At 70.0% G+C, this 22,677-nt stretch carries 15 protein-coding genes; 6 read left to right on the forward strand and 9 right to left on the reverse strand.

Annotated features, from left to right (window positions below):
* Positions 1 to 56: 56 nt before the first annotated feature.
* Positions 57 to 3,092 carry a glycoside hydrolase family 2 TIM barrel-domain containing protein gene (locus ABD339_RS16485; RefSeq protein WP_344566743.1) on the reverse strand — a complete coding sequence of 1,012 codons (3,036 nt, stop codon included), beginning with the start codon at positions 3,090 to 3,092 and terminating at the stop codon, positions 57 to 59.
* Between the two features lie 302 nt (positions 3,093 to 3,394).
* Here ABD339_RS16485 and ABD339_RS16490 point away from each other — a divergent pair, with 302 nt between their 5' ends.
* Complete coding sequence (locus ABD339_RS16490) at positions 3,395 to 3,982, forward strand: hypothetical protein (RefSeq protein WP_344566745.1); 588 nt, start codon at positions 3,395 to 3,397, stop codon at positions 3,980 to 3,982.
* A 397-nt stretch (positions 3,983 to 4,379) separates the two neighbouring features.
* Complete coding sequence (locus ABD339_RS16495; protein WP_344566747.1) at positions 4,380 to 5,180, forward strand: SGNH/GDSL hydrolase family protein; 801 nt, start codon at positions 4,380 to 4,382, stop codon at positions 5,178 to 5,180.
* A 137-nt stretch (positions 5,181 to 5,317) separates the two neighbouring features.
* On the opposite strand, the gene ABD339_RS16500 is transcribed toward ABD339_RS16495, so the two are convergent.
* A complete protein-coding gene (locus ABD339_RS16500; RefSeq protein WP_344566749.1) occupies positions 5,318 to 6,808 on the reverse strand; it encodes an SWIM zinc finger family protein in 1,491 nt (496 codons plus the stop codon).
* Positions 6,805 to 9,843: a DEAD/DEAH box helicase gene (locus ABD339_RS16505; protein ID WP_344566751.1), complete on the reverse strand. Its 3,039-nt coding sequence runs from the start codon at positions 9,841 to 9,843 to the stop codon at positions 6,805 to 6,807. Before ABD339_RS16505 ends, ABD339_RS16500 begins: the two co-directional genes overlap by 4 nt.
* A 166-nt stretch (positions 9,844 to 10,009) precedes the next feature.
* On the opposite strand from ABD339_RS16505, the gene ABD339_RS16510 reads away from it, so the two are divergent.
* Positions 10,010 to 10,192, forward strand: coding sequence for a hypothetical protein (locus tag ABD339_RS16510; RefSeq protein ID WP_326686033.1), 183 nt, complete (start codon positions 10,010 to 10,012; stop codon positions 10,190 to 10,192).
* Positions 10,193 to 10,232: 40 nt separating this feature from the next.
* On the opposite strand, the gene ABD339_RS16515 is transcribed toward ABD339_RS16510, so the two are convergent.
* Both ABD339_RS16515 and ABD339_RS16520 read right to left on the reverse strand, forming a co-directional pair.
* On the reverse strand, positions 10,233 to 11,018 hold the full coding sequence (locus ABD339_RS16515; RefSeq protein WP_344566756.1) for a hypothetical protein: 786 nt from the start codon (positions 11,016 to 11,018) through the stop codon (positions 10,233 to 10,235).
* Positions 11,019 to 11,167: 149 nt separating this feature from the next.
* Complete coding sequence (locus tag ABD339_RS16520; RefSeq protein WP_344566758.1) at positions 11,168 to 11,776, reverse strand: class I SAM-dependent methyltransferase; 609 nt, start codon at positions 11,774 to 11,776, stop codon at positions 11,168 to 11,170.
* An 860-nt stretch (positions 11,777 to 12,636) separates the two neighbouring features.
* Here ABD339_RS16520 and ABD339_RS16525 point away from each other — a divergent pair.
* Entirely contained in the window at positions 12,637 to 13,029 is a 393-nt protein-coding gene (locus tag ABD339_RS16525) for a roadblock/LC7 domain-containing protein (RefSeq protein ID WP_344566759.1), read from the forward strand.
* 99 nt (positions 13,030 to 13,128) lie between these two features.
* Complete coding sequence (locus tag ABD339_RS16530) at positions 13,129 to 14,118, forward strand: DUF6397 family protein (RefSeq protein WP_344566760.1); 990 nt, start codon at positions 13,129 to 13,131, stop codon at positions 14,116 to 14,118.
* A gap of 99 nt (positions 14,119 to 14,217) precedes the next feature.
* Here ABD339_RS16530 and tesB read toward each other — a convergent pair whose 3' ends face one another.
* Both tesB and ABD339_RS16540 read right to left on the reverse strand, forming a co-directional pair.
* On the reverse strand, positions 14,218 to 15,126 hold the full coding sequence (gene tesB, locus ABD339_RS16535; protein WP_344566762.1) for an acyl-CoA thioesterase II: 909 nt from the start codon (positions 15,124 to 15,126) through the stop codon (positions 14,218 to 14,220).
* A 52-nt stretch (positions 15,127 to 15,178) separates the two neighbouring features.
* Positions 15,179 to 17,707: a DEAD/DEAH box helicase gene (locus ABD339_RS16540; protein ID WP_344566764.1), complete on the reverse strand. Its 2,529-nt coding sequence runs from the start codon at positions 17,705 to 17,707 to the stop codon at positions 15,179 to 15,181.
* Between the two features lie 208 nt (positions 17,708 to 17,915).
* On the opposite strand from ABD339_RS16540, the gene ABD339_RS16545 reads away from it, so the two are divergent.
* Positions 17,916 to 18,713, forward strand: coding sequence for a metal-dependent hydrolase (locus ABD339_RS16545; RefSeq protein ID WP_344566766.1), 798 nt, complete (start codon positions 17,916 to 17,918; stop codon positions 18,711 to 18,713).
* Between the two features lie 14 nt (positions 18,714 to 18,727).
* Here ABD339_RS16545 and ABD339_RS16550 read toward each other — a convergent pair whose 3' ends face one another.
* Together ABD339_RS16550 and ABD339_RS16555 are read right to left on the reverse strand one after the other, a co-directional pair.
* The gene (locus ABD339_RS16550; RefSeq protein ID WP_344566768.1) at positions 18,728 to 20,581 is read right to left on the reverse strand and encodes an ABC transporter ATP-binding protein; all 1,854 of its coding nucleotides are present in this window, start codon (positions 20,579 to 20,581) and stop codon (positions 18,728 to 18,730) included.
* A complete protein-coding gene (locus tag ABD339_RS16555; RefSeq protein WP_344566770.1) occupies positions 20,550 to 22,508 on the reverse strand; it encodes an ABC transporter transmembrane domain-containing protein in 1,959 nt (652 codons plus the stop codon). The genes ABD339_RS16550 and ABD339_RS16555 overlap by 32 nt, the downstream gene beginning before the upstream one ends.
* Positions 22,509 to 22,677: the final 169 nt, after the last annotated feature.

Genomic DNA, 22,677 nt, shown 5'->3' on the forward strand with positions numbered 1-22,677 from the left:
GCCGCCACCGGATACTGTCCTTCACCCCACCACCGGCGCTTTCGCCTCCGGATGCTTCATCCTTTCCCGGCCGGGGGAACGGCGAGGAAGGTGAAGGAGAACCGCGCCCCTGTCGCCTTGAGTCGATATTCCGGCAGCACACCCGGACCGCAGGACTGCGAGCCGATGCCGTGCATGCCGTGGTCGAGATTGACCCAGACGGTGTCGCCCGGCACCAGGTCCGTGGTGTGCTCCGCCGCATCCAGTTGCTCGCTCGTCCAGCGCCGCGCGGTGAACCAGCAGCGCTCGGCATCGGCCTCGGCGCGCAGTCCCGGCCCGCCCGGGCCCTGCGTCAGCTCGACCCACCGCACATCCGCACGGGCACCGTTTTCTTGCGGACGCACATAGGGCGTCTGGAGCGCGTCCACGGTGCTCCGCCACAGCCCGGCCCGCGCGGCGCACGTCGTGTCGGGGTAGGACTCCCCGGGGCCGCCGCCGAACCAGGTGGCATATCCGTACGCGGCGGGCAGGCCCAGGCGCAGACCCAGACGGGGCAGCGGGAAGTCCCAGACGCCCTCCGGCTCGACCGTTACGGTGAGCCGCAACCGTTCCGCGTCGCCGGTCCACCGGTAGTGCGTGCGCAAGCCGAGCGCCGAGGCGGCCGGGGCGACTCGTGAGCGGACCGTGAGGGCGTCCCCGGCGATCCGGACACCGTCGGCCCTGTGCCGCATCCGGTGCAGCCCGTGGCGGCGCCACAGCGGGCCCGTCCGGACATCGGGCTGAAAGGGCGCCCCGTCGTCGTTGTCGGTCGTCGCCCGCCACACATCCAGCTTCGGCCCTCGCAATGGGAGTGTGCCGAAGCTCAGCAGAGTGCCGTCGGCCGCGGAGAAGAGTCCGGGGCCGAGCCGGATGACCTGCCCGCTGTCCACCGCCGCCTGGGGAGCTCGGGAGGCTTCCACACGGCGGGGCGTCGCGGGGGCCGAGGGGAGCGCCCCGGCCGGAGCGCACTCGGGCTCTGGGGCGGGCAGTTGGCCCCAGGCGACCGGATGCCCCCTGCCCGCCCACGCGGTGTCGCCCGCGAGCACCGCCCGCACCGTCCACCACGCCTCGCCCGCCCTGCCGGTCTCGGGGGGTGAGGGCAGGGGCAGTTCGACGGAGCCTCCTGGCGGCACGGATGTCTCGGGCAGAGGCAGCATGCCGCCGCTCACCTGCTCCCCGCCGCTCTCGTAGGACCACTCGAAGGCGAGGTGGGACAGGTCGGCGAAGTCGTGGCCGTTGGTGACCAGCACGGTGCCCGGGGCCGTTCCGGGGGAGATCCGGACCGGCTCGATGACCTTCTTGTACTCCGTCAGGCCGGGGGAGGGGGTGCGGTCGGGGAAGAGCAGGCCGTCGCAGACGAAGTTCCCGTCGTGCAACTCCTCGCCGAAGTCGCCCCCGTAGGCGAAGAACGACCGGCCGTCCTCGGTACGCCGCGAGATCCCGTGGTCGATCCACTCCCACACGAAACCGCCCTGGCAGCGGTCATAGGTCTCGAACAGCCGCTGGTATTCGCTCAGCCCTCCGGGGCCGTTGCCCATGGCGTGGGCGTACTCGCACAGGATGAACGGCAGGGAACGGCGCCGCTCGTCCTGCGCAGGGCTCCCCATCGACGGCTCGCCCCGCCGGCCGATGGACTCGACCTGGTCATGGGGCAGGTACATGCGGGAGTAGAAATCGCTGTCCGGATACCCGTGGTCGTTCTCGTAGTGCAGGGGCCGTGAAGGGTCGCGCTCGCGGATCCAGTGCGCCATGGCCGTCAGCCCGGAACCCCCGCCGCACTCGTTGCCGAGCGACCAGATGACCACCGACGGATGGTTCTTGTCCCGTTCGACCATCCGGGCCGCACGGTCCACGAGGGCAGGAGTCCACCGTTCGTCGTCCACGGGATTTCTCGCACCATCCAGTGCGAGAAAACCGTGGGTCTCCAGGTCGCACTCGTCCACCACCCACACGCCCAGCTCGTCGCACAGGTCGAGGAAGGCGGGATGGGGCGGATAGTGGCTCGTCCTCACGGCGTTGATGTTGTGCCGCTTCATCAGCTCCAGGTCGCGGCGCATGGTGCCGGTGTCCAGCGTCCTGCCGGTCTCGGGGTGGAACTCGTGCCGGTTGACACCACGGAGCAGCACCCTGCGCCCGTTGACCCTGAAGAGGCCGTTCTCGACCGTCACGGTACGGAACCCGAGATGCAGCGGTATCCGCTCGCCCCCGGTCACGAGTTCGGCCTCGTACAGGTGTGGTGTCTCGGCGGTCCAGGGCTCCACCGGAAGGACTGCCTCCTGACCGGTGGCCAGGTCGAGGCCCAGTCCGGGCACGAGGACCCGGCCGGGTGGGTCGGATTCGACGCGGAGGGTGCCGCGGCCCGTCGTGTGGTCGTATCCGGCATGCACGGTGTGGTCCACGACGGAGCCGGGCGGCCGGTGTAGCAGGGTGACCTCGCGGAAGATCCCGGGCAGCCACCACATGTCCTGGTCCTCCAGGTAGCTGCCGGCCGACCACTGGTGGACGCGGACTGCCAGGACGTTGCCCTCGCGCCGCAGCAGGGAGCCCACGGCGAACTCATGGGGCAGCCGCGAGCCTTGAAAGGTGCCGAGTTCCCGGCCGTTGAGCCATACCCGCGCGCAGGACTCCACGCCCTCGAAGCGCAGCAGGGCCTCACCCTCGCCTCCTGCCCCACCGGCCTCCAGGGGCCAGGCATCCGGCAGACCGAATGCGTACCGGTGGTCCCCCGTGGGGTTCTCGTCCGGCGGATGCGGCGGGTCGACCGGGAACGGATAGCGCGTGTTGGTGTACGCGGGCGATCCATGCCCGTGCAGGACCCAGTGGGAGGGCACGGGAAGACCGGCCCATCCGGTGTCGTCGAAGTCCGGACGCGCGAAGTCCTCCCCGTGTCCGCCCGCGGTGGGGGATAGTCGGAACTTCCAGGCTGTCCCTGTGAGTTCCAGACGTGGTGCGTCGGAACGGGGTATCCAGGCACGCGGTGGCAGACAGCCGGTGCCGGGGGAGACATCGGCGTAGTAGGGAACGGGCGGAGCGGAGGTAGTCTGATGCGTGCCGCCCTGGTCGGGTGTGCTCATACTTCTCCTCGGTTGCGTCAGTTCCTGCTGCTTCTCTCCCACCATCCGGCACCGTGCCATGCATGAGCGGCGAGCCCAACTGCGGAGCGCGAGAATGACATGACAGGGGGGCGAACATGACGATGCCGCCGCCACCGGGTCGGCCCCCGTCGGGCACTCCGCCGCCTCCCGCGCAGCCGCCGGGGTTCGGACCGCCCGGCTCGGGTGGGTTCGGCGCGGGCGGATTCGGCCCGCCCGCGCCCGACAGCCGGCCCCCGCAGGTGCCTCCGCAGGGGCTGCGGCGGAGGAAGCTGATCGCTGCGGTGGTCGCTGCCGCGGTGGCCGCTCTCGCGCTGATCACGGCGAGCGTGGTCTTCTTGACCGGAGCGGAGGACGGGAAGGACAAGACCTCCGGCAAGGGCGGTCCGCCCGCGTCGAGCACGACGGCGGACGGTCCGGGCAAGGAGTCTTCCGACGAACCGGCGGATGACGGCGCGGCCACCGACTTTCCCGCCCCGGATCCGGGGGACGGGCTGCCTTCCCAGGAGTCCGGCGAAGGTGCTGGGGGCGCTTCGCTGCCCTCCTTCATGCTCCAGGTCGGTGACTGCTACGACCGCTCCGGCAAGGCGGGCTCGGTCGAGCCGCGCGAGTGCGACACCCCGCACGACGCGGAGGTTGTCAGCCGTAAGAAGATCACCGGCGATTACGCAACGGACAGCGCCGTGCGCCGGCAGGCCGGCTCGGTCTGCCGCAGCTCGCTGAAGAACAAGGCGGCCATGCAGCCGAGAGGCGCCGTCGGAGGCACGCTCGTCTCGTATCCCAAGGCCAAGAGCGTCAATTCCGGCATCAGTTCGGTCACATGCAGCCTGACGGCAGGCGAGGGCAAGAAGCTGTACAAACCATTGGTGTGACCTCTCGCGGGCCGCAGCTCACTTCGTGGACCTGGCGTGGGCGGCGGGTTCACGGGGCGGTGCCGGGAACGGGGCCCGGCGTCACCGGTCAGCGATCCGGTGCTGTGTTTGTGGCCCCGCGTTCGTGGAGGCGCGGTCGGCGGCGGTGCGCCGCGCTCCTGTGCGCCGTTGAGGGGCAACAAGTGGAGCGGTTCGTCCGGGGGACCGCGTGTGTAGGGATCTTATGGTTGCGGAAGATCCTCTTCGGCACGTCCCCCACTGGGCTTACCGGTGCCAACGCGGTGGTTTACGCGAGTAGTTGCGCTCCCTTTGTTTGGCATGGACACGTCCCCGGCGGGGTAAGTTGCGGTGACCGATGTGACAGGTGTTCCTTTCCATGCCATCCATGAGAGGTTCCATGAAGCTGCGCAGATGGGCGTCAACGGCCACCGCCGTCGTCGTCTTCCTCGGACTCTCGACCCTGACGGCAGCCACTTCAGCCGTCGCGGAGGAGACCACCGCCACCGGCTATGTGGCTCTGGGCGACTCCTACTCCTCCGGCGTGGGCGCCGGAGACTACGACTCCGGCGACTGCAAACGGAGCGCGAACGCGTACCCCAAGCTCTGGAGCGCCGCCAACTCGCCCTCCACCTTCGACTTCACGGCCTGCTCCGGCGCGCGCACCGGCGACGTGCTCTCCGGCCAGCTCGGCCCCCTCAACGGTTCGACCGGGCTCGTCAGCATCAGCATCGGCGGCAACGACGCAGGCTTCGCCGACGCGATGACCACCTGTGTACTCCAGGGCGAGAGCGCCTGCCTGACCCGCGTTCAGCAGGCCGAGGACTACATCTCGAACACCCTCCCGGGCAAGCTCGATTCCGTCTACGACGCCATCCGGAGCAAAGCTCCCTCGGCGAAGGTCGTCGTGCTCGGATACCCCCACATCTACAAGCTCGGTGGCGACTGCAGCGGCGGCATCAGTGAGAAGTCGCGGGAAGCCATCAACTCGGCCTCCGACGCGCTCAACGACGTCACCGCCAAGCGCGCGGCCGACCACGGCTACAGCTTCGGCGACGTGCGGCCCACCTTCAGCGGACACGAGATCTGCAGCGGCGACGAGTGGCTGCACAGCGTCACCCTGCCGGTGGACGAGTCCTACCACCCCACCGCTGCGGGACAGTCCGGCGGCTACCTTCCGGTGCTGAACGGACTCGCCTGACCTGAGCGGACATTCGAGCGCACAGTGTGCCGTCGCCCCCCGCCGGGAAGCGACGGCACACGTGCATGAAGCGACGGCACACGTGTGTTCAGGCCCCAGTCGGAAGTCTCGCGACCCCCGGATGGCAGGCGTGCCCTTCAGTGCGCTTCGGCCGGCCCCTCGTCTGCGTCGTCCTCCGCCGACGCGACAGCCCAGGAGGCCGCCGGGTCGCGCTCCGGGGCGCCGGCGGGCCACCAGGAGCGTCCCTGCTTGCGGAAGGGCCACCACAGGCCGTCCGGGCCGTAGCGCAGTTGCGCCCGCGCCCCCGGGGCCGTCCAGCGGGGGCCCGCCGCACGCAGCCGTGGACGCTCCTCGCCATCCGCCCACGCGGCGTCCAACTGGGCCGTGGCACGCGCCAGATCAGCCGACGAAGGCGACCACGTGCCATCGAGTACGACCAGCGCGTCCCGGCCCCCGAACTCCCATGCGCGCACCGCTGCCTCCAGCTCGCGCTCGCTGCGCCCGCACCCCTGTGCCAGCCGTGCTTTCATGACGTGCCCCGGATGTCCGGAGGCCAGCCGCACCGCGTCCTCCCAGAGCGTCAGCGGGCCCGGCGCGGGCCGGGAGGCGTGTCCGGGGGATTCCGCATCGATGAGGGCGCGGCGGGCTCGTGCCGCGGCATCCGAGGCGAGGAACGTGAGCGCGTCGATGTCCAGCCCCGGCGCGTCGGACGCGCCGACGTCCAATGCGGCGACCTCACCCGGCTCCCGGACCGGCGCCGGAGGGCCGGGCAGGGGAGGCAGCAACGTTTCCATGGCGAACGCCTCGGCGGCGTCCACTCCTGCCACCTCTTCGGCGCCGTCCGGGGCGGGGGACGAGCCGTGGGGATCAGGTACCGCGCGTGCGGCGCTGCGCTCTTGAAGGGCGTCCAGCAGCTCGCGCTCGCCTCTGCCGCGCATCAGCAGCAGCGCGAAGGGATCCTCGTCCAACAGCCGCGCCATCTGATAGCTCAGGGCGGCCGTGTGCGGGCAGTGGTCCCAGGCTTCGCACGCACACTCGGGATCCAGATCGCCGATACCGGGGAGCAGTTCGAGCCCGGCCCCGGCCGCGTCCTCCACCAGCCGTGGTGGCATGTCGCGGTCGAGCAGGGCCGCGATATGGCCCGCCTCGTCCACGATCAGGTCCAGCATCCGGTCCCACTCCTCCTCTTCCAGCTCGCGCAGCAGCACATCGGCGCGGTACGGCGTGCGGTCCGCCCCCAGGACGACGGCGGTGATACGGCCGGGGCGAACGGCGACGGCGCCGACCGCTCCCTGCCGCGCGAACTTTCGGCCCCGTTTGAGCTGTGCGCCGTCCAGTGCGGTGTCCTCAAGTGCCTTGAGCCACGTCTGGCCCCACCAGGTGCGCGCGAAGCCGCGGCCCTGGGCAGGTGGCAGGGGCGCGAACACCTTCTCTCGGGCCGTCAGGCCGCCCTCTCCCGCGTGCCCCGGAAGCCCGGAGTGCCCGCTGCCCTCCTCGCCGAATTCTCTGTCGGATTCGCCGTGTTCCTCCTGACCGCCGTATTCCTCGTACTCGCCGTACTCGGCATGGCGCGTTCCGGGCATCCGGTCGTCGTCATTTTCCGCGAGCATCCGGTCCTCGTCGCTCACCGCTCCACCTTCCGCAGCTCCACCAGTTCGGCCAGTTCCGCGTCGGACAACTCGGTCAGCGCGCCCTCGCCCGAGCCCAGCACGGCATCCGCGAGGGCTTGTTTGCGCCGCAACATCGCGGCGATACGGTCCTCGATCGTCCCCTCCGTGACGAGCCGGTGGACCTGCACGGGCCGGGTCTGGCCGATGCGGTACGCACGGTCGGTCGCCTGGGCCTCGACGGCGGGGTTCCACCAGCGGTCGTAATGGACGACATGAGCGGCCCGGGTCAGGTTGAGCCCCGTCCCGGCCGCCTTCAGCGAGAGCAGGAAGACAGGGACCGCGCCCTCCTGGAACCGGCGCACCATCTCCTCACGCCGGGCGACAGGCGTCCCGCCGTGCAGGCACTGCGTCGGCACGCCCCGGTCCGCCAAGTGCCGCTCCAGCAGGCGGGCCATCTGCACGTATTGAGTGAATACGAGCACACCGGAGTCTTCGGTGAGCATCGTGTCGAGCAACTCGTCCAGGAGTTCCAGCTTGCCCGAGCGGTCCGGCAGCCGTCCGTTCTCCTCCTTGAGGTATTGCGCCGGATGGTTGCAGATCTGCTTGAGCGAGGTGAGCAGCTTGACCACCAGGCCACGCCGGGCGAAGCCGTCGGTTCCGCTCAGCTCGGCGAGGCTCTCGCGCACCACCGCCTCATAGAGCCCGGCCTGTTCGGGTGTCAGCGCGACGGCGCGGTCGGTCTCGGTCTTCGCCGGCAGTTCGGGCGCGATGCCCGGGTCGGTCTTGAGACGGCGCAGCAGGAACGGCGCCACGAGCCGGGCCAGTTGTTCGGCGGCAGCGGGGTCGCCGCCTTCGGCTGCGTCGGCGTAGCGCCTGCGGAAGGAGCCGAGCCGGCCCAGGAGGCCGGGTGTCGTCCAGTCCAGGGCCGACCACAGCTCGGAGAGATTGTTCTCCACGGGTGTGCCGGTCAGCGCGACCCTGGCGCGTGCGGGCAGCGTACGCAGTGCCTTGGCCGTCGCGGCGAAGGGGTTCTTGACGTGCTGCGCCTCATCGGCGACGACCATGCCCCAGGAGCCGTCGACCGGGCTCGCCAGGCGCTCGGAATCCAGCCGCATCGTCCCGTATGTGGTCAGTACGAATTCGCCGCCGCGCAGCTCCTCCAGGCCGCGCGCCGCCCCGTGGTACCGGCGTACGGGAGTATCCGGTGCGAACCGTTGGATCTCGCGCTGCCAGTTGCCCATGAGGGAGGCGGGGCACACCACCAGGGTCGGTCCGGCTGTGGCCGGGGTGGCCTGGCGGCGCAGGTGCAGGGCGATCAGCGTGATGGTCTTGCCGAGTCCCATGTCGTCGGCGAGACAGGCGCCGAGGCCGAGTGAGGTCATCCGGTGCAGCCAGTCCAGGCCCCGCAGCTGGTAGTCCCGCAGCGTTGCTCTCAGCTGTGGTGGGGGCGGCAGCGGGGGCTCGTCGCGGCGCTCCGGGTCGGCGAGACGCTCGCGCAGCGTCTCCAGCCATCCGGTGGCCCGGATCTCGACTCGTTCACCGTCCTGCTCGGTGGCGCCGGTGAGGGCGGCCCCGAGCGCGTCCAGTGCGCGGACCTTGTGGTCCTTACGGCGGCCGGCCTTGCGGACCTCCTCGGGGTCGATGAGCACCCACTGGTCGCGCAGCCGGACCAGCGGACGGCCCGCTTCGGCCAACTGCTCCAGCTCCTGGCGGGAGATCTCCTGGTCGCCGACCGCGAACCGCCAATCGAAACTCAGGAGTGCGTCGGGCGAGAGCAGGGAGGGCAGCCCTGGGCCCTCGGCCCGACCGTCGAGGGACGCTGCTCCATCCCCCGTCTGAATGCTGCCAGGACCGACCACGGCACGGGAGCTCAGAGAGCGGGCGAACTCGCGTGGCCAGTGGACCCGCACTCCTGCTGCCGCCAGGGCCCGGGTGACCGAGCCGCTCAGCAGTTCGGCGATCTCCTCTTCGGCCAGCTCGATGGCATCGGGCACAGCGGCTGACAGCAGCGGGGCGAGCGCCTCCCAGGCCGCCGCCGCCCTGCGCAAGGTCAGCAGCGTCTCCGTGCGCACCCCCGGTCCGAAGCGTTCGGCGGTGTGCGACGTACCCGCCCAGACCTCGGCCGCATCGGCGACCAAGGTGCTGTCCGCCGCCGAGTGCAGTTGCAGTACGCCACGGAATCGGACCGGAGCATCCGCTTCTCGCTCCGCCTCCGGCGCTCCGCTTGTTTCCCTTCCCTCCTCCGGGATCGTTTCCGCCGAGGGCAGTCCGCTGACCTCGACACGGAGCGAGAGCCGTACGCCCGCGTCGATCCCGGCGGCCACATCGGCGGCCCACTCCCTCAGTTCCGAGATCTTCCGCGGCTGCTCGTCGGTGAACGCCGGGTTGCCCGCGGCCAGTGCCGCGGCGGGGGTGCGCGGCAGACCGTCGGCCACGGCATCCAGGAACGCGCGTACCAGCGGCCCGGGGGAGGGCATCCGCAGTGGACCGGGGCCGGGCAGGGGCACAGCGTGCGCATAGGGCGGCATCGCGGCGGCGAACTCCGCCAGCACGGAGTGATCCTCGGCACCGAGCGGCCCGAAGCGCCAGGCGTCGTGGCCCGACGGGCTCAGGCCGGGCAACAGCCTTCCCAGGGCGGCGAGCCGCAGCGCGTGCAAGGCCAGAGCACCCCAGAAGGCGCCGCTGCTGCCGGGGCCGCGGACACCGCCGTGACCGGCCGCGTGTGCCCGGGTGAGCAGGGGAAGAGCCTCGTGTACGGAAAGTGATACCGCGGGTACCGTGCGGAGATCGGGAGTGCCCCCGTCATCGGGGACCACAACGGTCAGCTCCTCGGGGATACCCGGGCGCCCGGATGCATGGAGTCTTTCGGGGGCGCCGGGCATCCGGCGGCTTTCCTCCTCGGCGACGGCAGACAACGGCGGCACACCGTCCGGGTGCCAGAAGGCGATCCGTGAGCTACGGGGCGGATCCGCGGGGAGGAGTACCGCCGCGCAGTGGATGAACTGCGATGACCAGGAGGGCGTTGCCAGGGTCTCTGCCACAGTCTGAAGCATTCCTCAAATTTGACTAGCGGAGCGAGCGGCCGAGGGTACCTCACACGCGGGGAGGTCGGGAAACGTGGAGGGAACCTATCCGGCCCCGATGGCGTTCAATGGAATGAGTGGTGCGAGTTGCTGTTCGAAGAGCGGCAGCCGCAGCCGCGCGGGAGGAGGGATCGAGATGACCAACCGAGGCAAGATCGCCGTCGGCGGAGTGGCCGTGGGGCTGCTGCTGTGGTGGCTGACGTCGTTCTGGATCGCGCTGCTGGTGATCGTCGGCGTGCCGGCAGTCGCCTATCTGACGCTGGACCCCTCACAGCGGCGCAGGCTGCGCAGGGTGGGCCGTAAGGAACTCGGGCGCTGAGCCCGGGGCGACTGCCTGCTCGGAGCCGCGAGAACCACTCTCACGCCGCGGGGCGTACCGCGATGTCGTCGAGGGCCGCGAGCAGCTGAGGCAGTTCGCGGCCCCGACCTACTGGCCGCACCTCGCCAGGCGCCTCGTCGAGCAGGACGAACGCGATGTCGTCCGTGCGCGCGACGACGCTCCATCCAGGGCCATCAGCACGCAGTGTGCGTGCCTCACCCGAGGCGAAGGCGGACCGGATCCGTCCGGGCGGCGGAGGGGCCTCGACATACGCGCGCACCTCCGCGAGGACGCGCCGCACCTCGCTGTCGGGTTCCTCACCCGCCTCCACGAACTCCACGCTGTCCTGAACCTGTGCCCGCCACCGCGTCCATTGGAGCGCGATCTCGTCGGCACCCAGCCGGCGCTGCGCGGGACCCCACCGGGATGTGTCCGGCGGGCAGAGCACCGTCCAGTCCCCGGTCTGTTCCCCATCGGGCGCGGGATCGTGCGGCTCGGGTAGGCCCGGTGCCGCCACCGCAAGGGACAGCGGCCACCCGGGCACGACCGCGACGACACTGTCGTCACCGGGGGACAGGTCGTAGCCCATCCCGCAGTCCCAGGCGGCGATGGCACAAGCCACCAGCGTCACATCCTCGCTCACCACGGTCCACCGCGCCCCCGCCCCGTCCTGCCCCAGGACAAGTCCGTATCCCTCGGCGAAGGGCTCCAGGCCCAGCACGGCGCAGACCTCCGGATAGTCATCGCCCAGCACACTGGGAAACTGCGCCGGGGTGAGCAGCACGGCGGTCAGCACATAGAGCGCGTCTTCCTCGTCGGCGGGCAACGATCTTCCCTTCGCATCGGATGCCGGTGACCATAGCTTCCTCAGCGGTTCCGCAACAGACTCGGGAAGCCGGACGCAATCCGGCGGGCGGGAGACAGCGTTGGGCCCAGGACCAGTCGAAGTGCCTCCCGGACCCGTTCCGCGGTGCGCTACGACTCCTGCGGCTCCCGCACAGCGAGCGCGAGATAGCGGTCGTCCTCGTCCACATACGACACCAGCCGCCACCCTGCCGCAGCCAGCAGCGGGCGCAGCACGGGCTCGGCCCGTACATCGTCCGGGGTGATCTGTCGGCCATGGCGCTCCGCGAGGGCGGCCCGGCCCACCGGGTGGAAGAGCGCGAGTTGTCCCTCGGAGCGTACGACGCGGGCGAGCTCCCGTAGTCCGCTGCCCGGACCCGGCAGGTGCGAGATGAGCCCGGCGCCGAAAACGGCGTCCAGCAGCCCGTCTCTCAGCGGAAGCTGGGAGACATCCGCCATGAGGAGGGCGGCGTCGCGGTCGCGCCCATTACCCACGGCCTCTTCCAGCATCGCCGGAGTGAGATCGGCACCCAGTACCGTGCCCTCGGATCCGACGGCTTCGCGCAGCGCGGGCAGCGCTCGCCCCGTGCCGCAGCCCGCATCCAGCACCGAGGCGCCCGGTGACAGGCCCAACTCCGCGACCGCCGCCGCGTAGGCCGGTCCGTCGTCGGGGAAGCGCGCCTCCCAGCGGGCCGCCCGCTCGGTGAAGAATTCCCGTACCGCTGCTCTGTCTTCTGCCATCCGCTGCACCATCCGGCCATCATCGTCCGCGAGGTCTTCATCTGCGAGGTGTTCACCCGTGAGGTCCAGGTAGGTAAGCACGGTGCCGGACGACGTATGTCACCCTGTCCACTTTTGACTGCTTCCGTAATGTTCTCGTCGTGCGCCCTACCGAGCCGGCGTCTCCCACCATGAGACGCCTGGCCGACTCGCATGGACGCAGAATGGCTTACGCCGGACGCGTTCTGAGGCGACAGCCATCCTCCTAGGGCAGCCTCGGCCCGGCTCGGAAAGGCGTGCCCCAAGGCTCGCCGCTTCCCCGCCGTCCTCCACCCACCCGGGCCGTTCTCGGCGCGGGGGACCGGATGCTGGCCGTCCGGTAACTCGGGGCACCCATGTATTGACACGCGGGGACCCGTCGCGATCGGCAGCTGTTCCGAGCGGTTTCGCTGGCGGTCGTCGTGTGTTCTGGCGGCCCACGCGCAGGGAGTGTTGATGCTCGTGAGGTCGGCATGGAGAGGCACATCCCGGCGATCGGCCACTTCGTGCACCGGGGGCACCCTTGGTGCTCCCGGTGAGTTACGGCGCCGGCTGCTTCCAACGGCCTGGAGGCATCGACGGTGTCTCGACGGTGTTCGGTATCGCTGCGGGACACCGTCGCTCTTGCTCCGGCGGCACGCCCCATCGCGATGCTGCCGAGGAGGTGGACGTCCGTGCGCCCGGGCAAGCTGTACGACCGCGAAGCGCGTCTCTTTTCCGACGTGACGGTGACAGAAGCGACAGGCGTGTAACCAGGCCCGGCCCAGGGATTCCAATGGTTGCTCACCGTGCTCTCGTGGGTAAGGGTGGCACGGCAGATGCCGAGGAATAGGGGGCAGCGGGTGGCACTGAACACGGGACTCGACTGGTTGCTGGACGACCTCACGAAGCGGATCTCGTCGGTCCGGCACGCGCTGGTCCTCTCGAACGATGGACTCGTCACGGGGAGCAGTCACGACCTCGACCGCGAGGACGCGGAGCACCTGGCTGCCGTCTCCTCCGGCCTCCACAGCCTGGCCAAGGGTTCAGGCCAGCATTTCAGAGCCGGCCGGGTACGCCAGACCATGATCGAGTTCGATGAAGGCGTGCTGTTCGTAACGGCGGCGGGGGACGGGAGCTGCCTGTGTGTGCTCGCTGGTGCCGAAGCCGACATCGGCCAGGTCGCCTACGAGATGACGCTGTTGGTCAACCGCGTTGGTGAACACTTGGGAGTGGGCGCGCGAAACAGCACCTGAGCTGGGCTCTACAGAGTTATCCACAGGCTCGGCGAGAGACGCCGGTGGCCCGCTATCGTCATTGCACAAGCCAGTTGGACGACAGCGGGGGATGACGAGATGCGAATGGAGTTCGCCCAGGACTGTGCCGGAAGCACCGTCGGGGACACACCGAATGTGGGGCTGCGCACGGCGGCCAAAGAGTTGGGGCTGCGCCCCAGGGAACTGGCGCTGGCGGTGCAGACGGGCGAGCTCCGTACTGTGCCGGGGGCCCCAGGAAGGCCACGTCGAGTGGCGCGGGAGGAACTCGACCGCGTGCGAGGGACAAAGGGCTTCCCCCAGAGGCTTCACGAGCGGTTGCGGGTTGTCGGGACGGGAGAGGGGTCAGCACTGCTGGGCATCAGCCCCTCCCGGTTCGTGCGCCTCGCGAGGGCCGGTTGTTTCGGTCCGGTGAAGCTCTACGTCAACCGCTATCGCACTATCGTCTGGCTCTATCTCGCCGAGGAACTGAGGGAGTTCGGGGAGAGGAACCCGGCACTGCTGGCGGGGCGCCTCCCCGAGGGGTTGCGAGCCGGGCTTGACAGCGGAGCCGATCACCGGGCGAGCCGCTGGCGCAGCCGCCGAGTCCAGCAGCTCACCTCCCAGGCGGACAGCCCGTGGGAGCGTGCGGCAGCGTGGGCCAGTGTGCTGGATGACGACACGCTGGCGCGGACCGTGCCCGATCCGGCCGAGCGCGCGCGGCTGGCGGCGCTGCGACCACCGCTGGTAGAGGGGCGCAGCGAGTCGGAGGCGACCAGGGACGCGCTGGACGAAGTCTGCTTCGCCGAAGAAGAGGACGAGATCCGCTGGTTCCGTCTGACGCTCCACGCCGCTCTGGAGGAGGCCCGCTCCGCGGACCCGTGTACGAAATCCCGGGTAAGGCCCGGCCCAGCCGCGGATGCTCCCGCACCGGTCGTCGCGGGCCACGCGCTGCCCGAGTCCGCACTCGGCGCCGGACGGCCTGACCCCGGCACACCCCATCCGGTGACGGGGCCCTCGGCAACCGGGCAGCGGCGACGCTGGTCCCTGCGAGGGCGAAGGGCGAAACCGACAGTACGCCCGGCCCGGTGACCGGTCCCGGCGTCGGGAGGGCAGCACGGGGTGTGACGCAGCGGCAGATGAAGGCGACGAGGACAGTGGCGTACCAGCAGGTCAGCCCAGGGCCCGGCCCTACTGCTGAGGCTGGCTCCGGGGATCTGTGGAGCGGCCGGGGGCGTGCGCGCGGAAGAGCCCTTCCTGCATCACGGAGACGATCAGCTTGCCCTCCCGGTCGTAGATCTGCCCCCGCGCCAGGCCGCGCGCGCCCGTCGCGATAGGCGATTCCTGCTGATAGAGGAACCACTCGTCGGCACGGAAGGGCCGGTGGAACCACATCGCGTGGTCCAACGAGGCCGTGTCGAAGCCCCTTGGTCCCCAAAGCGGCTCGATGGGGAGGCGCACCGCGTCCAGCAGTGTCATATCGCTCGCATAGGTCAGCGCGCAGGTGTGCACCAGCGGGTCGTCACCGAGTGAGCCGATGGCACGCATCCATACGGCGCTGCGGGGCTCGACGCCTTTCAGCTCGGCGGGGCTCCAGCGCAACCGCTCCACATAGCGCAGGTCGAAGGCTTGACGACGGGCCATGCGCTCCAACGGCACAGGAAGCGAGCCCAGATGCTCGCGGATCTCGTCCGCGAGCCTCGGCAGGCTCTCAGGTTCGGGCACCTGTGGCATCGGCAACTGATGCTCGAACCCGGGTTCGGAATGGTGGAAGGAAGCAGTCAGATTGAAGATGGTCCGGCCACGCTGGACGGCGATGACCCGGCGGGTGGTGAAAGACCTGCCGTCCCTGACCCGCTCCACCTGGTACACGATCGGAACACCCGGGATCCCCGGACGGAGAAAATACGCGTGGAGCGAGTGCACCGGCCTGCGGTCCTCCACCGTACGGCCCGCCGCCACGAGGGCCTGCCCCGCGACCTGTCCGCCGAAAACCCGCTGGAGGGATTCCTGGGGACTGTCGCCGCGGAAGATGTTGAGGTCGATCTCTTCAAGGTTCAGCAGGTCTACGAGGCGTTCGGCGGGACTGGGCCCGGTCATGTTGTCAGGTCCTCTCTCGCTTCAGACGCGTTCACCGCGTGCCCGCCCGTGCTCACAGCTGGCCCACGTCGGTCACCTTGACGACCGCGCGCCCCTCGTCGTCCGAGGCGACAAGGTCCACCTCGGCCGAGATGCCCCAGTCATGATCGCCGCGCGGGTCCGCGAAAGTCTGCCGGACGCGCCAGAGCCGGTCCTCCGGCACCTCCTCGATCCGCAGCAGCTTCGGCCCGCGGGCGTCGGGGCCCGTCCCCAGGTCGTCGTACTCGTCCCAGTAGGAGTCCATCGCCTCGGCCCAGGTGTCGGCGTCCCAGCCCGACTCGCCGTCCAGTTCGCCCAGCTCGGCCACCTTGTCGAGAGCGGCCAGCTCCACCCTGCGGAACATCGCGTTGCGTACCAGAACGCGGAAGGCACGCGGGTTGGCTGTGACCGGCTTGACCTGGTCGGCGCGCTCCTGGGCCTCCTCGGCCGTCTCGTCCTCCGGATTGGCCAGCTGCTCCCACTCGTCGAGAAGACTGGAGTCCACCTGCCGGACCATCTCGCCGAGCCACTCGATGATGTCCTGGAAGTCCTCCGACTTCAGGTCGTCCGGGACGGTGTGCTCCAGGGCCTTGTAGGCACTGGCCAGATAGCGCAGCACGATGCCCTCGGTACGAGCGAGATCGTAGAAGGAGACGAACTCGGTGAAGGTCATCGCCCGTTCGTACATGTCGCGGATGACCGACTTCGGCGACAGCGGGTGGTCCCCGACCCACGGATGGGACTTGCGGTACAACCCGAAGGCGTGGAAGAGCAGTTCCTCCAGCGGCTGGGGGTGGCTGATGTCCATCAGCCGCTCCATCCGCTCCTCGTATTCGATCCCGTCGGCCTTCATCTGCGCCACGGCCTCGCCCTTGGCCTTGTTCGTCTGTGCGGCCAGGATCTGACGCGGATCATCGAGGGTGGATTCCACGACGGAGACCATGTCCAGCGCGTAGGAGGGAGATTCGGGATCCAGCAGCTCGAAGGCGGCCAGCGCGAAGGTGGACAGCGGCTGGTTGAGGGCGAAGTCCTGCTGGAGATCCACGGTCAGCCGGATGGTGCGGCCCTCGGCGTCCGGCTCCTCCAGCCGCTCGACAATGCCGCCGTCCAGCAGGGAGCGGTAGATGGCGATGGCCCGCCGGATGTGGCGCAACTGCGAGCGGCGGTCCTCGTGGTTGTCCTCCAGCAGCTTCCGCATCTGGGTAAAGGCATCACCGGGCCGGGCGATCACGGACAGCAACATCGCGTGAGTCACCCGGAAGCGGGAGTTCAGTGGCTCCGGCTCGGACGCGATCAGTTTCTCGAACGTCTGCAGGCTCCAGTTGACGAAACCCTCGGGCGCCTTCTTTCGCACGACCTTGCGGCGCTTCTTGGGATCGTCTCCCGCTTTGGCGAGTGCCTTCTCGTTCTCCACCACGTGCTCGGGGGCCTGGGCGACGACGAAACCCGAGGTGTCGAATCCAGCGCGTCCAGCGCGCCCCGCGATCTGATGGAACTCGCGGGCTCGCAGCGTCCGCACCCGGCTGCCGTCGTACTTGGACAACGCGGTGAACAACACGGTGCGGATCGGGACGTTGACGCCGACGCCCAGTGTGTCCGTGCCGCAGATGACCTTCAGCAGCCCCGCCTGGGCGAGGCGCTCGACGAGGCGCCGGTATTTGGGCAGCATGCCCGCGTGGTGCACGCCGATGCCGTGCCTGACATAGCGCGACAGGTTGCGGCCGAACTTCGTCGTGAAGCGGAAGTTGCCGATGACCTTGGCGATTTCGTCCTTTTCCGCGCGGGTCGACATATTGATGCTCATGAGGGCCTGCGCTCGCTCGACCGCCTGCGCCTGGGTGAAGTGCACGATGTACACCGGAGCCTGATGGGTCTCCAAAAGCTCGGTCAGCGTTTCGGTCAGCGTCGTCGTACGGTATTCGTACGAGAGCGGCACCGGCCGGGTGGCGGACCGCACCACGGTGGTCGGCCTTCCTGTGCGCCGCTTCAGGTCCTCCTCGAAGCGGCTGACGTCGCCCAGCGTCGCCGACATGAGGACGAACTGCGCCTGGGGCAGCTCCAGCAGCGGGATCTGCCAGGCCCAGCCGCGGTCCGGCTCGGCGTAGAAGTGGAACTCGTCCATCACCACCTGGCCGATGTCGGCGTCGGCCCCGTCGCGCAGCGCGATGGAGGCCAGCACCTCGGCCGTGCAGCAGATGACGGGCGCATCGGCGTTGACCGAGGCGTCGCCCGTGAGCATGCCGACGTTCTCGGTGCCGAAGAGCTTGCACAGGTCGAAGAACTTCTCCGAGACCAGCGCCTTGATGGGCGCGGTATAGAAGGTGACCTTGTCCTGCGCGAGGGCGGTGTAGTGCGCCCCCGCGGCGACCAGACTCTTGCCGGATCCCGTCGGGGTCGACAAGATCACATTCGCCCCCGAGACCACCTCGATCAGTGCCTCCTCCTGGGCGGGGTACAGCGAGATACCGCGTTCCTCGGCCCAGCTGGAGAAGGTCTCGAAGAGCGCATCCGGATCGGCGTCGCTCGGCATCTGATCGATAAGGGTGGCTGTCACGCCCCCCATACTGCCTTCTGCGGTCGCCGATCAGGGAACCGGTGGGCTGAGCGTGATCATTCAGAGCTACGCTGTGTCGCCGACCGGGCGTCAGAATCAGCAATGCGCGGGACGCGTGTGGCGGGCGCCTCCCCCGTATCGGACGGTTCCCTGGCAGCAGCCGTACGCCCGGCGGAATCACGACAGAGGCGACATAAAGGACAGGGCGGGGATTCGCATGATGGGACCGGCGCACTCGTTGTCGGGAGCCGCTGCCTGGCTGGGGGTGGGGGCAGCGGCGGCGGCGCTGGATCATCCGATGCCGTGGCCTGTGGTGGTCGTGGGCGCGCTGATCTGCGCAGGCGCCGCCCTGGCTCCGGACCTGGACCAGAAGTCCGCGACGATCTCGCGCGCCTTCGGGCCGATCTCGCACGCGTTGTGCGGGGTGATCGACGCACTGTCCACCGCCGTCTACAACGGCACCCGCTCCAGAGGGGAGCGCCACCGCGCCGGAGGGCACCGCACGCTCACCCATACCTGGCCCTGGGCCGTTTTCATAGGCGCGGGCTTCTCGGCGGCGGCTGCTGTCTGGGACCGGTGGGCGGTGCTGATCATCCTCTTCATTCACATGGTGCTCGCCGTCGAGGGGCTGCTGTGGCGGATGGCCCGGGTCTCCAGCGACGTGCTGGTGTGGCTGCTCGGCGCCGCCAGCGCCTGGATCCTGGCAGGCGTGCTGGACAAGCCGGGCAACGGCTCGGACTGGCTGTTCACCGGGGACGGACAGGAGTACCTCTGGCTTGGCCTGCCGATCGTGCTCGGGGCGATGGTGCACAACATCGGCGACGCCCTCACCGTTTCGGGCTGTCCGATCCTGTGGCCGATACCGATAGCGGGCAAACGCTGGTACCCGCTGGGCACCCCCCGGTTCATGCGCTTCCGTGCGGGTGCCTGGGTGGAGAGCAACATACTGATGCCGGCCTTCATGCTGCTCGGCGGCGCGGGCAGCCTGGTCGCGCTGGGCCTCATAGGAGGCTGAGCCGGGCCGCCCGCTCACCCGTGCCAGGACCGCCACAAGGCGGCGTACGGTCCATCGGCGGCCACCAGATCCTCGTGGCTGCCGAGTTCGCTGATGCGGCCCTTCTCCACCACGGCGATCACGTCCGCATCGTGCGCGGTGTGCAGGCGGTGGGCGATGGCCACCACCGTCCGCCCTTCCAGGACCTGTGCGAGCGAGCGCTCCAAATGCCGTGCGGCACGAGGATCCAGCAACGATGTCGCCTCATCCAGCACCAAGGTGTGCGGGTCGGCCAGCACCAGCCGGGCCAACGCGATCTGCTGAGCCTGAGCCGGAGTGACGGCGAGTCCGCCCGAGCCCACCTCGCCGTCCAGCCCGCCTTCCAGCGCCCTGGCCCACCCGTCGGCGTCCACGGCGCCCAGAGCGGCCCACAATTCGGCGTCCCCGGCGTCCTGGCGGGCCAGGAGGAGGTTGTCGCGCAGGGAGCCGACGAAGACGTGGTGCTCCTGGTTGACCAGCGCCACATGTCGCCGGACCATCTCGGCCGGCATGCCGCTCAGCTCCGATCCGCCGAGCGTGACCTCCCCGCGCCGAGGGCCGTAGACCCCGGCCAGCAGTCGGCCCAGGGTGGACTTGCCCGCTCCCGAAGGGCCCACCAGCGCCACTCGCGAGCCCGGTGTGACCTCCAGGGTGACATCGTGCAGCACGTCGATGCCGTCGTGATAGCCGAACCGCACCTGGGAAGCACGCACCACCCTGCCCTCCGGAGAGCGCGCGCTGTCCCCGCAGTCCGGCTCGATCTCCCGCACCCCGACGAGGCGGGCCAGCGACACCTGGGCGACCTGGAGCTCGTCGTACCAGCGCAGAATGAGCCCGACCGGCTCCACGAGCATCTGGGCAAGCAGCGCGCCCGTGGTCAGCTGTCCGACGCCGAGCCACCCGTGGAGGACGAAGAAGCCACCGAGCATCAACACCCCGCCCATGATCAGCATGTTGCTGAGATTGACGACGGGGAACAGGACGCTGCGCAGCCACATCGTCCTGCGCTCCCACGCTGTCCACTCCGCGATCCGCCGCTCGGACAGGGCTGTTCGCCGACGGCCCAGCCGGTGCGCCTCCACCGTCCTGCCCGCATCGACGCTCTCCGCGAGGGCGGCGGCCACGGCCGCGTAGCCGGCGGCTTCGGCGCGGTAGGCGTGCGCTGCCCGGCGGAAGTACCAGTAGCAGCCGGGCACCAGCACGGGCAGGGCGAGCAGCACCGTCAGCGCCAGCGGTGGCGCGGTGACGCACAGGGCCGCGAGCAGCAGAGCCGTCCATACCACCGCGATGGCCAGCTGCGGTACAGCCTTGCGCATCGCCTCGCCCAGTCGGTCGATGTCGGTGGTGATGCGGGAGAGCAGGTCCCCTGTGCCTGCGCGCTCCAGCACTCCGAGCGGCAGGGACACCGAGCGGACGAGGAAGTCCTCGCGCAGATCGGCCAGCATCTCCTCGCCCAGCATCGCCCCGCGCAGCCGCACCTGCTGGGTGAAGACGGTCTGGACGAGCAGCGCCAAAGTGAACAGCAGTGTGACGCGGACCAGTTGGGGAGCGCGATGGCCGGCGGCGAGATCGTCGATCAGCCCGCCCAGCAGATACGGCCCCGCCATCGAGGCGATCACCGCGACACTGTTCACGAGGACAAGCAGTACGAACGTACGGCGGTGCCGCCGGAGCAGTTCGCGCGCATAGGAGCGCACCGTGGCGGGAGCGCCCACCGGGAGGATGGTGATGTCCTCCGGGGCGGAGGGGTCGTACTCGGGCGTGGGCACGCCGAACCAGCGGGGGCGGCGGCGTCGCGCTCGGGCCGGGCCCTGCCGCTCAGGTGCGTGCTGTGCGCTGTTCACGCTCATACGGACTCTGCTCCCTCAGACTGTGCTCCTCCCGCCCGCGACGCTCCGGGCCGGGGGATTCCGATACGTGGCTCTCCTCCGGCGCGCGGGTGACGACGGCCCGGTACGCCGCGTCCGAACGGAGCAGTTGGTGGTGGGTGCCGCTCGCCGCAGCCGCGCCGTCGAGGATGAGGACGACACGGTCGGCTCGATCCAGCAGCAGCGGACTGGAGGAGAAGACCACGGTGGTCCGGCCTGACCTGAGCCGGCCCAGCTCGCGCGCGATCCGGGCTTCGGTGTGGGAGTCGACGGCAGAGGTGGGCTCGTCCAGTACGAGTACCTCGGGGTCGGTGAGCAGCGACCGTGCGAGGGCCAGGCGTTGGCGCTGTCCGCCGGACAACGAGCGCCCCCGTTCGGTGATGCGCGCCCGCGCGGGGTCGCCCTCCGCGTCGGGGCTGCCTTGGGTGAGCGCCGTCAGGACGTCGGCGCACTGTGCCGCCTCCAGCGCCTGCTCGGCGGTCACGGTGCCGGAGGCGGGCACGTCGAACAGTTCGGCGAGCGTCCCGGAGAGCAGTACCGGTTCCTTGTCCTGGACGAGGACGTGGGTACGGGCCCGTTCCAGAGGCATCGAGTCCAAGGGTGCTCCGTCGAGCAGCACCGAGGTGCCGGTCTCCGGGGAGTGTGAGAGCGGGTGACCGCCGAGACGCTCGGCGAGGAGGCCCGCCGCGTCGGGGTCGCCGCACACCACAGCGGTGAGCCGTCCCGCCGGGGCGCGGAGACCCGTGACGGGGTCGTAGAGCCCCCTGCTGTCCCCGGCCTCCCTGTGCGCCGCCGCCTTGGTTCCGGGCGGCCCGTCAGGAGCAGGCGCTCGCCCGTCATGGTCAGGATCGGGCAGCCGCTCTTCACCGTCGGGTGACCGCGCCGCACCCTCGGATGCCTGCCCTTCGCTTCCCGGTCTGCGCAGCGCCAGTACCCGGGCCGCGCGGGCGGCGGACGGGCGGGAGAAGGAGTAGGACATGGCGAACTCGCTGAAGAGCTGGAGCGGCACCAGCAAGAAGGTCACCGCGCCGTAGACCGTGACCAACTCGCCGACGGCGACCCGCCCGTCCAGGGCCAGCCGTGTGCCGTACCACACCACCCCCACCAACAGCAGCCCAGGAAGGGCGACTTGCAGGGACTCTATGAACGACCACATGCGCGCCGTCCGCACGGCGGCGTGCCGCACCTGCTGGGAGATCGCGCGGTACCGCGCGAGGAAGAGGTCCTCGCCTCCGATGCCCCGCAGGACCCGTAGACCGGCGACCGTATCGGCGGCCAGTTCCGTCGCCCGGCCCGCCAGCTCCCGCTGTACATCGGCGCGCCGGGTGGCCCTGGGCAGCAGTGGCAGCACGGTCAGTGCCAGGGTCAGCATGCCGGCGCAGGCGAGAAGGCCCAGCAGCGGCTCGTAGACGGTCAGCGCCGCGCAGACACCGAGGGTCGTCAGCAGCGCCGCGCTGAACCGGGAGACGGCCTCGACGCACCATCCGATGCGCTCGATGTCGCCCGTGGAGACCGCGACCACTTCGCCCGCCGCCACCCGCCGGGTGAGCGTGGCGCCCAGCTCCGCCGTGCGCCGGGCGAGTAGCTGCTGGATCCGCGCGGCTGCGGTGATCCAGTTGGTCACCGCCACACGGTGCAGCATCGTCTCGCCCACCGTCATGGCCAAGGTGACGGCGAGCAGCAAAGCGCCCGCCAGCGCGAGCCGGTCGCCCGAGCGGGCCACCACCGCGTTCACCGCGAGCCCCGCCACCACCGGGAACGAGGCGATGGCGGCCAGGTGCAGCACACCCCAGGCAAGCGCTTTGAGCTGGCCGGCCAGCTGTCCGCGGCCCAGCCACAGCAGCAGCCGGAACCCCGACCGGACGTCCGGAACACCCGGATCGGGATAGGGGAGATCGCGAATCTGCATGAGGTTCCAGACCGTCTCGAAAGCGCCAGATGGTGACGTGAAAGGCTGACTTCGTGACGTGCCGAATATCAACGGGTTTTCCCGGCGTCGGCAAGCATCCGGCCAATGCGACGATGGAGGGCATGCGCATACCTGGGGCAGGACGGACAAGCGACAAGGCGGCGCCGTC

The sequence above is a fragment of the Streptomyces axinellae genome (assembly GCF_039532135.1).
In the GTDB taxonomy this organism is placed as follows: domain Bacteria; phylum Actinomycetota; class Actinomycetes; order Streptomycetales; family Streptomycetaceae; genus Streptomyces; species Streptomyces axinellae.

What these genes read in the sequence shown, in the direction of transcription:
- ABD339_RS16495 (WP_344566747.1), top strand. Translation starts at nt 4,380, where the DNA reads ATGAAGCTGCGCAGATGGGCGTCAACGGCCACCGCCGTCGTCGTCTTC.
- ABD339_RS16530 (WP_344566760.1), top strand. Translation starts at nt 13,129, where the DNA reads ATGCGAATGGAGTTCGCCCAGGACTGTGCCGGAAGCACCGTCGGGGAC.
- ABD339_RS16545 (WP_344566766.1), top strand. Translation starts at nt 17,916, where the DNA reads ATGATGGGACCGGCGCACTCGTTGTCGGGAGCCGCTGCCTGGCTGGGG.
- ABD339_RS16485 (WP_344566743.1), bottom strand. Translation starts at nt 3,092, where the DNA reads ATGAGCACACCCGACCAGGGCGGCACGCATCAGACTACCTCCGCTCCG.
- ABD339_RS16520 (WP_344566758.1), bottom strand. Translation starts at nt 11,776, where the DNA reads ATGGCAGAAGACAGAGCAGCGGTACGGGAATTCTTCACCGAGCGGGCG.
- tesB (WP_344566762.1), bottom strand. Translation starts at nt 15,126, where the DNA reads ATGACCGGGCCCAGTCCCGCCGAACGCCTCGTAGACCTGCTGAACCTT.
- ABD339_RS16540 (WP_344566764.1), bottom strand. Translation starts at nt 17,707, where the DNA reads ATGGGGGGCGTGACAGCCACCCTTATCGATCAGATGCCGAGCGACGCC.
- ABD339_RS16550 (WP_344566768.1), bottom strand. Translation starts at nt 20,581, where the DNA reads ATGAGCGTGAACAGCGCACAGCACGCACCTGAGCGGCAGGGCCCGGCC.
- ABD339_RS16505 (WP_344566751.1), bottom strand. Translation starts at nt 9,843, where the DNA reads ATGCTTCAGACTGTGGCAGAGACCCTGGCAACGCCCTCCTGGTCATCG.
- ABD339_RS16555 (WP_344566770.1), bottom strand. Translation starts at nt 22,508, where the DNA reads ATGCAGATTCGCGATCTCCCCTATCCCGATCCGGGTGTTCCGGACGTC.
- ABD339_RS16510 (WP_326686033.1), top strand. Translation starts at nt 10,010, where the DNA reads ATGACCAACCGAGGCAAGATCGCCGTCGGCGGAGTGGCCGTGGGGCTG.